11 protein-coding genes are annotated in these 15,741 nt (G+C 66.8%); 8 read left to right on the top strand and 3 right to left on the bottom strand.

Features of this window, described 5'->3' with window-relative positions:
- The first annotated feature begins 5 nt into the window (after positions 1–5).
- The gene (locus OD750_RS19570) at positions 6–929 is read left to right on the top strand and encodes a nucleoside hydrolase (protein WP_263541006.1); all 924 of its coding nucleotides are present in this window, start codon (positions 6–8) and stop codon (positions 927–929) included.
- Here the strand turns inward: OD750_RS19570 and OD750_RS19565 are convergent.
- On the bottom strand, positions 926–5,026 hold the full coding sequence (locus OD750_RS19565; protein WP_263541007.1) for a mechanosensitive ion channel domain-containing protein: 4,101 nt from the start codon (positions 5,024–5,026) through the stop codon (positions 926–928). The genes OD750_RS19570 and OD750_RS19565 overlap by 4 nt on opposite strands.
- A 130-nt stretch (positions 5,027–5,156) precedes the next feature.
- On the opposite strand from OD750_RS19565, the gene OD750_RS19560 reads away from it, so the two are divergent.
- Together OD750_RS19560 and OD750_RS19555 are read left to right on the top strand one after the other, a co-directional pair.
- Entirely contained in the window at positions 5,157–5,405 is a 249-nt protein-coding gene (locus OD750_RS19560; RefSeq protein WP_263541008.1) for a type B 50S ribosomal protein L31, read from the top strand.
- Positions 5,406–5,695: 290 nt separating this feature from the next.
- A complete protein-coding gene (locus tag OD750_RS19555; protein WP_263541009.1) occupies positions 5,696–6,988 on the top strand; it encodes a citrate synthase in 1,293 nt (430 codons plus the stop codon).
- 57 nt (positions 6,989–7,045) lie between these two features.
- Here OD750_RS19555 and OD750_RS19550 read toward each other — a convergent pair whose 3' ends face one another.
- Together OD750_RS19550 and OD750_RS19545 are read right to left on the bottom strand one after the other, a co-directional pair.
- The gene (locus OD750_RS19550; RefSeq protein ID WP_263541010.1) at positions 7,046–7,690 is read right to left on the bottom strand and encodes a hypothetical protein; all 645 of its coding nucleotides are present in this window, start codon (positions 7,688–7,690) and stop codon (positions 7,046–7,048) included.
- Complete coding sequence (locus tag OD750_RS19545) at positions 7,690–10,086, bottom strand: penicillin-binding protein 1A (RefSeq protein WP_336407569.1); 2,397 nt, start codon at positions 10,084–10,086, stop codon at positions 7,690–7,692. Before OD750_RS19545 ends, OD750_RS19550 begins: the two co-directional genes overlap by 1 nt.
- A gap of 382 nt (positions 10,087–10,468) precedes the next feature.
- Between OD750_RS19545 and OD750_RS19540 the strand changes: the two genes are divergently transcribed.
- The 5 genes from OD750_RS19540 to OD750_RS19520 are packed head-to-tail and all read left to right on the top strand — an operon-like array spanning position 10,469 to position 15,654.
- The gene (locus OD750_RS19540) at positions 10,469–11,527 is read left to right on the top strand and encodes a pilus assembly protein PilM (RefSeq protein ID WP_263541012.1); all 1,059 of its coding nucleotides are present in this window, start codon (positions 10,469–10,471) and stop codon (positions 11,525–11,527) included.
- Positions 11,527–12,153 (top strand): PilN domain-containing protein, encoded by a 627-nt coding sequence (locus OD750_RS19535; protein WP_263541013.1) that lies wholly within the window; start codon positions 11,527–11,529, stop codon positions 12,151–12,153. The genes OD750_RS19540 and OD750_RS19535 overlap by 1 nt, the downstream gene beginning before the upstream one ends.
- Positions 12,150–12,854 (top strand): type IV pilus inner membrane component PilO, encoded by a 705-nt coding sequence (locus OD750_RS19530; protein WP_263541014.1) that lies wholly within the window; start codon positions 12,150–12,152, stop codon positions 12,852–12,854. Before OD750_RS19535 ends, OD750_RS19530 begins: the two co-directional genes overlap by 4 nt.
- Positions 12,854–13,372 carry a pilus assembly protein PilP gene (locus OD750_RS19525; protein ID WP_263541015.1) on the top strand — a complete coding sequence of 173 codons (519 nt, stop codon included), beginning with the start codon at positions 12,854–12,856 and terminating at the stop codon, positions 13,370–13,372. The genes OD750_RS19530 and OD750_RS19525 overlap by 1 nt, the downstream gene beginning before the upstream one ends.
- Before the next feature lie 23 nt (positions 13,373–13,395).
- Positions 13,396–15,654 (top strand): type IV pilus secretin PilQ, encoded by a 2,259-nt coding sequence (locus OD750_RS19520; protein ID WP_263541016.1) that lies wholly within the window; start codon positions 13,396–13,398, stop codon positions 15,652–15,654.
- The last annotated feature ends 87 nt before the right edge of the window (positions 15,655–15,741 follow it).

Here is a 15,741-nt window from a genome sequence, read left to right as displayed (position 1 = left end):
ACGTCATGACCCAACGACTCCTGATCGACACCGACCCCGGCGTCGACGACGCGCTCGCGATTCTGATGGCTTACCGGCATTCGCGCATCGAGGCATTGTCGATCACGGCCGGCAACGTGGGCCTCGCGCACACCGTCGCGAACGCGCTGAAGCTGACGGAACTCGTCGGTGCCGACACGCCCGTCTATCCGGGTTGCCCCGTGCCGCTCGTGCTGCCGGCCGAAGACGCCGCGCACGTGCACGGCATGGATGGCTTCGGCGACGCGGGGATCGCGCCGGCGCACCGCGCCGCCGCCGACGAGCACGCGGCGCTCGCGCTCGTGCGCCTGGCGCGCGCGCATCCGGGCGAGCTGACGCTCGTTGCGCTCGGGCCGCTGACGAATCTCGCGCTCGCGCTGCGGCTCGATCCCGACCTGCCGTCGCGCATCGCGCGCCTCGTCGTGATGGGCGGCGCGGTGACCGGTCGCGGCAACACGTCGGTCAGCGCCGAGTTCAACATCGGCTTCGATCCGGAAGCCGCGCACGTCGTGTTTTCGAGCTGGCCGATGTTCGAACTCGTCGACTGGGAAGCCACGGTGCGCCACGCGCTCGATTTCGACCAGGCCGAACGCTGGTTCGCGTCGGGCGACAAGCGGGCGACGTTCTACGGCGCGATCTCGAAAAAGACGCGCGCCTTCAACAAGGAGCGCGAACGCCCGGGCCTGATCGCCGCGGACGCGCTCGCGATGGCGGTGGTGCTCGATCCCGGCATCGTCGTGCGCGCCGAGGAGCGCCACGTCTCCGTCGAACTGAACGGCGCGCTGACGCGCGGCGCGACCATCGTCGACTGGGATCGCCGCGGCGGCAAGGCGCCGAACGCGCGCATCGTGCTCGACGTCGATCACGCGCGCTTCGCCGCGATGATCGCGCAGGCGCTCGGCGCGGCTTAGGACGCGGCTTCCGGCTTCGGCGCGTCCGCCGCCGGCAATGCCGGCGCGGCGCGCACCCACACGTCCATCTGCGGAAACGCGATCTCGATCTTGCGCGCGCGGAACTCGCGCAGGATCGTTCCGTGCAGGTCGTTGCGCACGCCGTTGCGCTCGAGCGTGTCGCCGACGAATACGCGCAGCTCGAAGTTCAGCGTCGAATCGGCGAGCGCCACGCACCAGCAGTTCGGGCCGGGTTCCTTGAGCACCTTCGGATGCGCCCGCGCGACGTCGAGCAGCAGCGCGCGCACGGCTTCCGGATCGCTGTCGTAGGCGACGCCGAGCTTGATCACGACGCGCGTGACGGCGTCGGTGAGCGTCCAGTTCGTCAGCTGGCTCGTGATGAACGTCTTGTTCGGGATCACCACCTCGCGGTTGTCCCAGTCGACGACGGTGGTCGCGCGCGTGCGGATGCGCGTGACCGTACCCTCGATGCCGCCGATCGAGATGACGTCGCCGACGCGGATCGGCCGTTCGAACAGCACGATCAGACCCGACACGAAGTTCGCGAAAATTTCCTGCAGGCCGAAGCCGAGGCCGACCGTCAGTGCCGCGGCCATCCACTGCAGCTGGCCCCAGCGCAGGCCGAACAGCGACAGGCCGAACACGGTGCCGAAGATCGCGATCGCGTAGCGCGAAATCGCGGTGATCGCGTAGCGCGTCGGCGCGTCGACGTTGAGGCGCCGCAGCACGCCGATTTCCAGCAGGCCCGGCAGGTTGCGCGTGGCGACCCAGGTCAGCATCAGCGCGACGACGGCGAACAGCAGCGAGCGCAGGTTGACGGTCACCTCCACGGCCTTGCCGTCGGCGGTGTAGCTCGATTTCCACGCGTCGATGTTGCCGAGGTACGACAGCGCCGGCGTCACGTCGGACCAGACCCACAACAGCGTCGCCGCGAGCACGACCGTCGTCAGCGCGCGCAAGAGCCGCCGCGTCTGCTGGTTGATGCTTGCGAGCGTGATCTGCTCGGCCTCGGCGACGAACTCCGGCCGTGTTTCGAGTTCGGCGTCGTCGCGCGCACCGTCGGCCTCGCGCTTTTCTTCCATGCGCTTGAGCGCGAGGCGCCGCTCGCCGAGCGACAGCCAGCGCAGCGCCATGCCGTTCAACGTCGCGAGCGCGAGGAACGCGCTGCCCGATTCGACGAGTCGGCCGGCGAGCGTGACCGCGGTCAGCAGGTAGCCCGCAAGCGCGAGCATGACGAGGCCGAGCACCGCGCCGGTCAGGCCGATGCGCAGCAGCTGTCGCGTGCGTACCGGTTCGAGCGTGCGCGACGACCACAGCACGCCCGGCGCCATCACCTGCCAGACGAGCCGCGCGAGCAGCAGGCAGCCGACGATGAGGACGGCGCGAGCGAAGCCCGCGTTGGCGAACTGCTCGCCGTAGTTGAAGTACATCAGCAGCAGGAACATCGCCGGCACGAGCCCGAACGTGAGCCAGCGGCGAATCGTGTCGAGGGCCTGGCGCCGGCTCGGGTTCCAGCGGAAGTGTGTCGCTGCGAGGCCCTTGTCAGCGGTCAGCCAGCGCATGAACGACAGCATCGCGACCGTCGGCACCATCTGGCCGAGCGTGAGGCCGAGCGCGTCGCTGAACACGTAGCCGGCGTCCCCGGCGCGCTGCAGCAGGCGCGAGCCCAGCCATACCGCGAGCGGCAACGGCAGCGTGGCGACGAGGCTCAGCGCGAACGCCTCGCCCGACAGCCGGTAGCGGTCGGTGCGGATGCGCCGCATCGGTGTTGCGATCGCGTCGAGCTTCGCGGGTATGCGTCGCCGGTACAGCAGCAGCGCGACGACGAGCGCGAGGCCGGCGAGCGTCGATGCCGGCCGCCCGACGGCGAGGTTGACCGCGAGCTTCGCCGCGTCCCACCAGCGATCGGGCCGGAACGCGTCGAGCGCGCCGGACGCGATCGCGAGCGGCCAGTTGCGGTCGACCGGCCCGTGGCTCGGGGTCCACAGCAGATGCGCGTCGAGCAGGTCGCGCAGCGCGGCGCTCGCGTCGGTCAGGCTTTTGAGTTCCTGCTCGGTGTCGGCGAGCGCGTCGGCGAGCGAGCGCTGCGCGAGCGAGAGCTGCGCGACGACTTCGGCGCGCGCGCCGAACACGCGAAACAGCGACTGGCGCAGCGCCGTGGTGTTCTCGGTGCCGGGCGGCAGCAGCTTGACCTGCTCGTCGACGCGCGCGGCCGGGTCGTCGAGCGACGTGCCGAGTTCGCGCAGGTCGATCAGGCGGATCTTCGCCTGCGCCAGTTCGGTCTGCAGTGCGGCGAGCTTGCGCTTGAGCGCCGCGGCCGGCTGCAGCTTTTCGCGTTCGGCCAGAAGGATGAGGCCGACCGCCTCGGTGACGCCGCCGATGTCGACGCGTTCTTTCGTGTTCTTGAGCGCCTGTTCGGTCGCGATGCGGTTCTTCGCATAGTCCTCGCGCAGCACGCGGATTTCGGCGAGGCGCCGCGTGGCCCGGCTCAGCTCGTCGGCGTAGGCGACGTTCTGCCGGGCGGGGGCGGCCAGCGCCGGGCCGGCCGGCGCGAACGCGTCGGCCTCCTTGCGCATGCGCTCGTTGATCGCGCTCGCAACGGCGGTGTTGCGGTCGAGGATGAGGTTCTGCAGCGCATCGACCTTCTGTTGCCGCTGCGCCGCCTCGCGCTGGTTCTCGCGCAATTGCGCCGAAGCCAGGCGCAGGCGCGGCTCGTAGCTGCGCAACTCGTCTTCGAGCTTGGCCACGGTGATCTGAGCCAGACGCCGCGCCGCCTCGTGCTGCAGCCGCTTCGCATCGGCGACGACGCCGGCCGTCTTGTCGGCGGCCTTGTCCGCATCGGCGGGCGCCGCGATCTGCGCCTGTGCGTTCTTCAGTTCCTTGCGAATCTGCGCCGGCCGTTCGAGCTGCCGCGCGGCGTCGGACTGCAGTGTATTCACGGCCGCGCGGGCGTCGGCGAGCGCCGCGCGTTCGCGACCGAGCAGCCCTTCCAGCTGCTCGACGCTCGCACGCTCGGGCAGGCTTGCGCGCCAGGTCAGGAGCGCCGCCGTGTCGTCGCGCGCGAGCGCCTGGTCGAGCGCGGCGTTGTCGGTGGCGGCCTTGGCGGCGGCGTCGCGCAGCGCTTGGCGCTCGACCAGCAGCGCCTCGGATTTGCGTTCGTCGGCGTCGGCCGCGTCGAGCGCCTCGGTTGCCGCGCGCACGTCGTCGGCCGCCAGCGACTTTTGTTCGGCCAGCGCCTTGCGCGCCGCTTCCAGCGCCGGCGCCAGGCCCGGCGGCAGCGCGTCGTCGGATGTGGACGTCTGCGCGTCTTTCGCGGGGTCGTTCGGCAGCAGGTCCTTGAGCCAGCGCTGGCGCAGCTGTGCCTCGTCGTCGACGTCGATGCCGGCGAGCGCCTCGTCGAGGATCTGTTTCAACTGCGGCCAGTCCTTGCGCACGGCGAAGCTCAGCGGACCGTCGGCGCCGATCTGCCCCGCGATGCTGAGCCGGTCGCGCACGCCCAGACGGTTCGCCGCGGCCTGCAGCGTCACGAGGTCGCCGGCGAGCGCGTCGACCTTGCCGTCGACGAGTGCCTTCAAGGCCTCGGTCGAGTTGCGCAGCGCCGTGATCTGCGCCTTGCGCGCGAGCGGCGCGAGGTCTTCCTGGCAGACGTGCTCGAGCGCGACGCCGATGCTGCGGCCGTCGATCTGGTCGAGCTTGAGGCCGGAGTCGGCGCGCACGAACACCGCGCAAGGCAGACGCAGGTACGGCGCGGTGAAAAGCGCAAACTCCTCGCGCGCCTTCGACGCGAACGCGGCCGACAGCATGTCGACGCGGCGTTCGCGCAGCGCTTCCATGGCTTCGGACCAGCTGCCGACCGGCACGACGCGAAACTTCAGTCCGGTGCGCTGGCCGATCAGCTTGAGATAGTCGGCGGCGAGCCCCTGTTGCTGGTTCTTCGCATCGAGCGAATCGATCGGCGCGAAGTCGGGGTCGGGCGCGATGCGGATTTCCGGGTGCGCCCGGCGCCACAGTTCGAGGTCGGTCGGCGGCTGCGCGCGACCCGGCTGGGCGGCGAGGGCGAGCACGGCAAAGAGCAGCGGTCGAATCCAGTCGAGCATGCTAATCAATGACTTGGGAGAGAGGCTACGATCGGGCCTGGACGCGGAACGTGGCATGAACTTGCGCCGCGGGACTCAAGGACGATACCATACCGCTCTTTGCCGCCCGACTTTCTTTCCGGAGCCCACCATGAAGGCCGACATTCATCCGAAGTACAACCCGGTGGTGTTTCAGGATGTGACCACCGATTTCTCGTTCCTGACGCGTTCCACGATGACCAGCAAAGAAAAGATCAAGTGGGAAGACGGTCAGGAATATCCGCTGATCAAGATCGATATCTCGAGCGCTTCGCATCCGTTCTACACGGGCAAGCACAAGATCATCGACGCCGGCGGTCGCGTCGACAAGTTCAACCGTCGCTACGCGACGAAGAAGTAAAGAAGCTCACAGGGCTTCCGGGCGCAAGGACGCGCCCTGCATTACACCGAACGCCGGCCGCAAGGCCGGCGTTCGCGTTTGCGGCGTTCGCGTCGTGAAATCTGCGTCCTTGAAAATCCTGTCATGAAACCGCGGGCGCGGACTGGACCAAAGTCGCAGCCGGCGCGCTGTTGGATTCAAACGCGTGTGCGATAATTGTGCGTCGCATCGAAAGCTTTGCCGCGTCTTGGCGGTCGCTTTCGCCACCATGCAACCGGGGCCAGGGCGCCCGGAGAACACAGGAGTCAGTCGTGTCCGATAAGACCGTAGTCATTACCGATGCTTCGACCAACCGTTCGGCCACGCTGCCGGTCGTGTCGGGAACCATGGGCGATCCCGCTTTCGACATCGGCAAGCTCAATAAAGACACCGGTTACTTCACCTACGACCCGGGCTTCATGTCGACCGCCGCGACCAAGAGCGCGGTCACGTTCATCGACGGCGACCAGGGCGTTCTGCTGTATCGCGGCTATCCGATCGAACAGCTCGCCAAGCAGTCGAACTTTCTCGAAGTCGCGTATCTCCTGATCAACGGCGAACTGCCCAGCGCCGCGCAGTTCCAGACGTTCGAGCACGACGTGACGCATCACACCATGATGCGCGAGTCGCTCAAGAACTTCTTCCAGGGTTTTCACTACGACGCGCATCCGATGGCGATGTCGATGGCCGCGGTCGGTTCGCTCGCCGCGTTCTATCACGACTCGCTCGACATCAACGACCCGGCGCAGCGCAAGCTCGCCGCGATCCGCCTGATCGCGAAGATGCCGACGATCGCCGCGGCCGCGTACCGCTATTCGATCGGCTGGCCGATCCGCTATCCGCGCAACAACCTCGAATACTGCACGCGCTTCCTGCACATGATGTTCGAGGTGCCGTCGGAGCCGCTGCAGCTGTCGCCGGTCGCGGCCAAGGCGCTGGACCTCCTCTTCATCCTGCACGCCGACCACGAGCAGAACGCGTCGACGTCGACCGTTCGCCTGGTCGGCTCGACCGGCGCGAATCCGTATGCGTGCGTCGCGGCCGGCATCGCCGCGCTGTGGGGGCCCGCGCACGGCGGCGCGAACGAGGCGGTGCTCAAGATGCTCGCCGAGATCGGCGACGCGAAGAACGTCGGCAAGGCCGTCGAGCGCGCCAAGGACAAGAACTCCGGCTTCCGCCTGATGGGCTTCGGCCACCGCGTCTACAAGAACTTCGATCCGCGCGCGACGATCATCCGCGAGATGTGCCACAAGGTGCTCGCCGATCTGAACGTGTCCGATCCGATGCTCGACGTCGCGATGGAACTGGAAGCCGCCGCGCTCAAGGATTCGTACTTCGTCGAGCGCAAGCTGTACCCGAACGTCGACTTCTACTCGGGCATCATCTACAAGGCGCTCGGCATCCCGACCGAGATGTTCACCGTGATGTTCGCGATCGCGCGCACCGCCGGCTGGGTCGCGCACTGGCTCGAGCAGCACGAAACGCCGGATGCCAAGATCGGCCGTCCGCGCCAGATCTACACCGGCGCGCCGACGCGCGACTACGTCGACGTCGAAAAGCGCTGATTCGTTTCAATCCGACGCACGAACGCCCCGGCTTGCCGGGGCGTTTGCGTTCTGGCGTCAGCGCGAACCGGATTCGTCGAGAAGCTGCTGCACCGCCGCGAGGTTCGCGCGCCGCATCGGCTTGCCGTCGATGCGATCGAGCGGCGCCTGCCGCTGCGCGTCGAGCGGCAGCAGCGTGAGGTCCATCGTCACGTCGCCGGCGTCGAAGCGGTACGCGTCGACATCGGCTTCGTCGTCGCGGCCGAAACGCAGGCGGCGTTCGATCTGTTCGTACGGAATGCCGCGCTCGTCGAGAAACAGCGCGAGGCCGTCCGGGTTGTCGTCGAACAGGTGCAGGCACACGGCCGAATGTTCGTCCGCCGTGCCTTCGAGCACGGCGCCGACGAGACGCGGCTCGAAGCGCGCGAAATAGCGCATCGCTTCGATCGCGGCGGATCGCAGCTGCGCCAGGCGCTCGATGTGCGCCTCGCCGCCGAACAGGCGCTGGTATTCCTTGAGCGCGCTTTCGATTTCGACGTTCTTCGGCAGATCGCGCTCGTCGTCGATGCCGAGCCGTTCGGCGGCGCGCAGTTTCGCCTGGTGATAGTCGCGCACGCCCAGTTCGCTGATGATGCGCGCGGCCTCGATCGCGATCAGGCGGCGCTGGTCGTCGCCGCGCGGATGTCCTTTGTGGCTGCGCTTTTCGCGTCGGTCCTGCCGCATCAGAAAATATCGTACGGTTCGCCCTGCTGCGATTCGTCGAGCGCTTCGGGCGGCGGCGCGGCCAGGCGCGCGATGTCTTCGCTGCGGAAGATTTCGAGAATCGCGCCGGGATCGTCGCTCGATGCCAGATAGCCGCTGACCGGATCGATGCGCGCGGTGCTGATGCCGGGCGGCGTCGCGAACGGACGTTCCGGCTTGCCGTCGAGCGCGACGCGCATGTAGTCGATCCAGATCGGCAGCGCGGCCTTGGCGCCGAACTCGCCGCGGCCGAGCGAGCCGAAGTCGTCGAGGCCGAACCACACGGTCGTCACCATCTGGTCGTTGAAGCCGCTGAACCACGCGTCGCGGTGCTCGTTCGTCGTGCCGGTTTTGCCGGCGAGGTCGTTGCGCTTGAGCGTCATCGCCGCCGCGCCGGTGCCGCGGCGCACGACGTCGCGCATCAGCGACGTGACGAGATACGCCGTGCGCACGTCGAGCGTGCGCGGCGCGAGTTTCGGTTTGCCCGGTTCGACCGGCACGGCGACAGGCGCCGTGCTGGCCTGCGCGGCGCCGATCGGCACGAAGCGGTTGAGCGGCGGCGACGTATTGGCGACCGGCGTCGCCACGGCTGCGGTCGGCGCGTTCGCCGCCGCGGCGGCCTGGGCCGTACGCGCGTCGTCGAGCAGGCGCTCGGGGCAGTCGCGGCACGCGCGAACCGGTTGCGCGGCGTAGATTTCCTTGCCGTCGCGGTCCTTGATCGACGCGACGAAATACGGATCGACCAGCATGCCGCCGTTGGCGAGCACGGCGTAGCCGCGCGCCATCATCAGCGGCGCGACCGACGCGGTGCCGAGCGCCATCGAGAGGTTTTCGGGCAGCGCTTCGAGCGGCAGGCCGAAGCGCGTGATGAACTCGCGCGCGTAGCGCACGCCGACGGCGTCGAGCAGGCGCACCGAGATGAGGTTGACCGATTTGACCAGCGCTTCGCGCAGGCGCATCGGGCCTTCGAACTTGTCGTCGTCGTTCGACGGCGCCCAGATGCCGTCGGGTCGCGACGGATCGGGAAACACGATCGGCGCGTCGTTCAGGATCGACGCCGGCGTGAAGCCGTGTTCGAACGCCGCCGCATACAGGAACGGCTTGAAGCTCGAGCCGGGCTGGCGCGCGCTCTGCGTCGCGCGGTTGAACTTGCTGCGCGCGAAACTGAAGCCGCCGACCAGCGCGCGGATCGCGCCGTCGTCGGGATCGAGCGAAACGAGCGCGGCCTGCGCGGCCGGCAATTGCGACAGAGTCCACTTTTCGGCATCGCCGTCGCCGGTGCGCGCGACGCGCACGATGTCGCCGACCTTGAGCACCGCGTCGACGCTTTTCGGCGCCGGGCCGCGGCTGTTTTCGGTCTGATAAGCGCGCGCCCACTCGATCGCGGCCTTGTCGAGCGCAACGCTCTGGCCGTCGCCGAGATAGACCGTCGCGTGCTCCTTCGTCGCTTCGCTGACGATGCCCGGCGCAAGGCCGGCGATCGTGCGGAAGTTCGCCAGCTCGCGGCCGAGCGTTTCCGGCGTCGCGCCGGCCGCGAGTTCGACGTGCGCTTCGGGGCCGCGCCAGCCGTGACGGCGGTCGTAGGCGGTCAGCGCGTCGCGCACGGCCTTGTTCGCCGCTTCCTGCATGCGGCTGTCGAGCGTCGTCCGGATGCTGTAGCCGTCGGTCAGCGCGTCGTTGCCGAGTCGTTCGAGCGCTTCGACGCGCACCATCTCGGCCAGATACGGCGCCTCGACTTCGATCGGCGGCTCGTGCGCGTAGGCGCGATCGGGCAGCGCCATCGCGGCGCGCATCTGCGCCTCGTCGATGAAGCCGTTCTCCTGCATGCGCGCCAGGACGTAGTTGCGGCGCTGCAGTGCTCGCTCGCGGTTGTACAGCGGGTTGCCGGTCGACGGAAACTTCGGCAGCGACGCGAGCATCGCCGCTTCGCCGACCTCGAGCTGGTCGAGCGTCTTGCCGTAGTAGAACTCCGCCGCGGCCGCGACGCCGTAGGCGCGGTGACCGAGGAAGATCTTGTTGAGGTAAAGCTCGAGAATTTCATCCTTGGACAATGCGCTTTCGATACGCAGCGCCAGGAACAGCTCCGAGACCTTGCGCGTGTAGGTCTGTTCGGGACTCAGGAAGAAATTGCGCGCGACCTGCTGCGTGATCGTCGAGCCGCCCGGTCCCTTGTCGCCGCCGGTGCGCACGACGTGCCACACCGCACGGAAGATGCCCTGCAGGTCGAAACCGGGGTGATCGTAGAAGCGCGCGTCCTCGGCGGCGAGGAAGGCGTTCTTGACCTGTGCCGGCACGTTCGCGATGGCGACGGGGATGCGGCGGGTCTCGCCGAACGTCGCTATCAGCTTGTCGTCGGCGGTGTAGACTCGTAGCGGCACCTGCAGTCGGACGTCTCGCAACGTCTCTGCCGACGGCAGGCGGGGGAAATCAGCCAGTAAGCGACGCCTACAGCGAGGCACCCGAGCACGGCTGCGCCAAGCGCAAGGAACAGCGCATAGCGTAGCAAGCGGAGGAAAACGCGCATGTTGAACCGGGAATGTGATGGCAATCAAAGTCGGCGCGACTTGGGCCGGAGTATAGAACGTGCCCGGCTTCGCCCGGTAGCGAAAACTCCTGCGCTGCGTCACATTTATGTGACAAAACCCATGGAATTTCAGCCTCTTGGAGAATATTCTTCGGGACGTTGCCAATCCGTTAACTTTCGTATTTAATGTAGCCGCGCATCTTTCGCTCGTAAGAGCGCGTGGGAAGGGGAAAAACGTGGGTCTGTTCAGTCCGAAAGCGCCGCCGCTGATTGGGGTGGACATCAGTTCGACGGCTGTAAAACTGCTGCAGCTGAGTCAGTCGGGCGGGCGCTACCGTGTCGAGCATTACGCGGTCGAGCCCCTTCCGCCGAACGCGGTGGTCGAAAAGAACATCGTCGAAGTCGAGGCGGTGGGCGAGGCGATTCGTCGCGCGCTCGGCCGTTCCGGCGCGAAGACGAAATTCGCGTCCGCCGCCGTGGCGGGCTCGGCGGTGATCACGAAAGTGATCCCGATGCCGGCCGACCTCTCCGACGAGGACCTCGAAGGACAGATCCAGGTCGAGGCCAACCAATACATTCCGTACCCGATCGAGGAAGTCAGTCTCGACTTCGAGACGCTCGGTCCGGTCAAAGACAATCCCGACATGGTCAACGTGCTGCTTGCGGCCTCGCGCACCGAGAACGTCGATCTGCGCGTCGCCGCGCTCGATCTCGCCGGTCTTTCGGCGAAGGTCGTCGACGTCGAGGCGTTCGCGATGGAAAACGCGTTCAAGCTGATCGCCGACCAGCTCGCGGTGCCGAAAGACGCCGTCGTGGCCGTGGTCGACGTCGGCGCGACGATGACGACGCTGATCGTTCTGAAGAATCAGCGCACGATCTACTCGCGCGAGCAGGTGTTCGGCGGCAAGCAGCTGACCGACGAGGTCATGCGCCGCTACGGCCTGTCCTACGAGGAGTCCGGCCTCGCCAAGCGCCAGGGCGGCCTGCCCGAGTCGTACGAAATCGAGGTGCTGGAGCCCTTCAAGGAGGCGATGGTCCAGCAGATCAGCCGCCTGTTGCAGTTCTTCTTCGCCGGCAGCGAATACAGCAAGGTCGACCAGGTGGTTCTGGCCGGCGGCTGCGCGTCGATTTCCGGCGTGGCCGACATGGTCGAAGAACAGCTCGGCGTGCCGAGCGTGGTAGCCAACCCGCTGGCGAACATGTCGCTGTCGTCGCGCGTACAGGCGCAGACCCTGGCCCAGGACGCGCCGGCGTTGATGATCGCTTGTGGGCTCGCGCTCAGGAGCTTCGACTGATGGCCAGAATAAACCTACTGCCCTGGCGCGCCGAACGGCGCAAGGTACGCGAGCGCGAGTTCTACATCATGCTCGGCATGTCGGCGCTCGCCGGCGCCGCGGTGTTCGTCGCGGCGATGATGTGGATGAACGCGCGCCTGGAAAACCAGGACGATCGCAACGCGTACCTCCAGCAGGAAATCAAAGAAGTCGAAAAACGGCTCGACAAGATCAAGGAACTCGACAAGACCCGCGGCAAGCTGCTCGCGCGCAAGCAGGTCATCGAGCAGCTGCAGGCGAACCGCTCGCAGATGGTGCACATGTTCGACGAACTGGTGCGCACGATTCCCGACGGCGTTCGCCTGACGAGTCTCAAGCAGGCGGGCGACGTGCTGACGCTGGTCGGCGTGGCGCAGTCGAACGCGAGCGTCGCGACGTACATGCGTAACGTCGAGGCGTCGCAGTGGCTCGGCCGGCCCGACCTCAAGAAAACCGAAATCAAGCGCGTCGACGACAAGCGCATGCCGTACGACTTCACGATGGACGTGAAGCTGCGCAAGCCGGCCGGCAGCGAAGAAGAAGAACAGACGGGCGTCGCGCCGGGTACGGCCGTGCCGCCCCAGCCGGCAGCGGGGGCGAAGCCATGAAATTTTCCGACTTTCGCGATCTCGATCCGCAAAACGTCGGCAACTGGCCGCAGGGCGTAAAGCTCGTCTTCTGCTTTCTGCTGTTCGCGATCATCTGCCTCGCCGGCTGGTACTTCCAGATCAAGGGCCAGCAGGAAGAGTTCGAATCGAAGGTGCAGAAAGAAGTACAGCTCAAGCGCGACTTCACGACCAAGCAGGCCAAGGCCGTCAACCTCGAAGCGCTGACCGTGCAGCTCGAGGAAATGAAAGACATGCTGCGCCAGATGCTGCGGCAGCTGCCGAGCAAGACGGAAATGCCGGAGCTTCTGGTCGACGTGTCGCAGACGGCGCAGGCGTCGGGCATCGAGAACGACCTGTTCGAGCCGGGCGCCGAGACGGTGAAGGAGTTCTACGCCGAAAAGCCGATCAGGCTGCGCATGGTGGGCACCTATCACCAGTTCGGTTCGTTCATCAGCGGCGTGGCGTCGTTGCCGCGCGTGGTGATTCTCACGATGCACGACGTTTCCCTGAGTCCGAAGAACGCGGCCCCGGCGGGCAAGAGCGTCATTTCGGGCGGAACGCTGACGCTGGAAGGAACCGTGAAAACGTATCGCTACGTCGAAGACGACGAAACGCCGGCCGCGGCTCCCGGTGCGCCAGGCGCTGCCGGCGCTCCCGCAGCGGTGCCGCCGCCACCTGCTACGCCGGCGGGAGGCCACTGATGATGCGTATGCGAATCGCAGGATCTGTCGTCCTGGCCGCGCTGGTGCTGACGGGCTGCACGGCCGGTCGCCGCGACCTCGAAGACTGGGTGGCCGCCGAAAAGGCGAAAAAAGGCGCTCCGATCGAGCCGCTGCCGACCGTCAAGACGTTCGAAACGTTCGAGTACAAAGATCAGGAAATGCGCGACCCGTTCAGTCCGAGCGCCGAAGAGGCACGCGACGACTCGATCGGTACGGGTCCGCGTCCGGATGACGGCCGCGTCAAGGAAGCACTCGAAAGCTTCCCGCTCGACGGCCTCGCGATGGTCGGCACGATCGGCGTCGGCGATGCGCTCGAAGGGCTCGTCAAGGACCCGGACGGCGTCGTACATCGTGTCCACCAGGGCAACTACCTGGGTCAGAACTACGGAAAGATCACGCTCATCGCAGAAGACCGCGTCGAAGTGGTCGAACTTGTACCGAATGGTGCCGGCGGTTGGATGGAGCGTCAGGCGTCAATCGCTCTAGGTGACAAATAAGAGGCCCATTGGGGGTGACTTTCATGACTACGACAGCTGCCAACCATCAGGGACGTGTGTCTGGTCCCGTCGTCCGCAGGGCCCTGCGCTGCGCGTTCCTGCTTATCGCCGGCGCCGCCGGCATCGGCAGCGCGCACGCCGAGAACGTGCTGGAAAAGATCACCTACAACAGTCTGCCCGGAGGCAAGGTCGAACTGACCTTGAAGCTGGCCGGCCCGGTCAACGAACCGCAGGTGTTCACGACCGATACGCCGCCGCGTATCGCGCTGGACCTCGCCGACACGCGCAGCGGGCTTACCCAGCGCAACGTCGACATCAACATCGGCTCGACCACGGCCGTGTCGGCCGTCGAGGCGGCGGGACGCACGCGCGTCGTCGTCGATCTCGTACGTCCGTCGAGCTACGAAACGAAGATCGACGGCAACACGCTGCTCGTGACGATCGGCAACGGCATCACCGGGTCTGCCGCATCGACCGCGGCCGGCCACTCCGATCCGACCAAGGCGGTCGCGGCGGGCGGCGTCGAAATCTCCAATATCGACTTCCGGCGCGGCAAGAACGGCGAGGGACGCATCCTCGTGACGTTCTCGGGCGAGGGAGCGACGACCGACGTGAAGCGCGACGGCGACAAGATGACGCTCGATCTGTACAACGCGAAGCTGCCGGCCAATCTCGCCCAGCGGCTGGACGTGCTCGACTTCGCAACGCCGGTGCAGATCATCGAGACGCGCTCGCGCGGCAACGGCGCGCGCATGGAGATCTCCGCCAAGGGGCCGTTCGAGCAGCTCGCCTACCAGTCCGGTAACGAGTACGTGCTCGAGATCGCGCCCAAGCGGGCCGACGCGGACAAGAAGAAGGACAAGAACGCGCCGCCCGAATACACCGGCGCCCGCGTGACGTTCAATTTCCAGGACATCCCGACGCGTTCCGTGCTGCAGCTGATCGCCGACGTTTCCGATCTCAACATCGTCGTCGCCGACACGGTGCAGGGCAACGTCACGCTGCGCCTGATCAACGTGCCCTGGGACCAGGCGCTCGATCTCGTGCTGCAGGCCAAGGGCCTGGACAAGCGCCGCCGCGACAACGTGATCTGGGTGGCGCCGCAGAAGGAAATCGCCGATCGCGAACAGGCGATCGAAGACGCGCGCATCGCGCTCGAACAGCGCGTCGAGCTGCAGTCCGCGTACATTCCGGTCAGCTACGGCAAGGCCAAGGACATCGCCGCGCTGATCAGCAAGCCGCAGGAAAACTCGGCGGCCAGCGGTTCCGGTGGCAGCACCTCGTCCAGCTCGGGCGGTTCGCGCGGCTTCCTGTCCACGCGCGGCAGCGTCACGTTCGACGAGCGCACCAACACGCTGCTCGTCAACGACACGCCGGACAAGCTCCGCGAAATCCGCGACCTCGTACTGACACTCGATCGTCCGGTGCAGCAGGTGCTGATCGAATCGCGCATCGTGGTCGCGAGCGACACGTTCGCGCGCGAACTCGGCGTCCGCTTCGGCATCAGCGGCGGCTACGAAGACCGTCACGGCAACGTCGTCACGACCTCCGGCACTGCCGCGGGCACCGACCAGATGACGAACGCCGTGCTGAACAACCGCTTCAACGGCGGTCGCGGCCTTCCGGCCGCGGTTCCGGGCATCCTGCCCGGCGGCGTCGCCGCGCCGTCGCTGAACAATCGTCTGGGCGTCAACATGCCGGTGTCGAGTCCGGCCGGCAGCTTCGGCCTCGCGATTCTCGGCGCCGACTACCTGCTCGATCTCGAGCTTTCGGCCGCGCAGACCGAGAACAAGGGCGAAGTGATTTCCAGCCCGCGCGTGATCACCGCCAACCAGCAGGAAGCGGTCATCAAGCAGGGCCAGGAAATCGGCTACGTGACGTTCACGGGCGGCGGCAGCGGCATCAGCCAGGCGACCGTGCAGTTCAAGGACGCCGTGCTCGAACTCAAGGTGACGCCGACGATCACGAACGACGAGCGCGTGTTCCTGGCGCTCGCGGTCAAGAAGGACAACATCGCCGATCTCATCGCCAATCCCGGCGGCGGTTTCGTGCCGCAGATCGACAAGCGCGAGATCAACACCTCGGTGCTCGTCGACGACGGCCAGACCGTGGTGCTCGGCGGCGTGTACGAAGTCGAGCGTCGCAACGATCTGAAGAAAGTGCCGTTCCTCGGCGACATTCCGGCGGTCGGCGCCTTGTTCCGCAACAAGAACAAGGAAGTGAACAAGGCGGAACTGCTGATCTTCGTGACGCCGCGGATTCTTAACGAAAGCTTGAAATAATCCTGGATTGAGCTCGCGCCCGGCGGCGCTCGCAGTCGCCGCGGCGGACCTTGAGTTTTGACGAACTGCGAGCTTCGGAGAGACGAC

This window comes from Tahibacter soli (assembly GCF_025717065.2).
Lineage (GTDB): Bacteria > Pseudomonadota > Gammaproteobacteria > Xanthomonadales > Rhodanobacteraceae > Tahibacter > Tahibacter soli.
The sequence above is the reverse complement of the archived record's forward strand: the minus strand, read 5'-3'. Positions and strand labels throughout refer to the sequence as shown.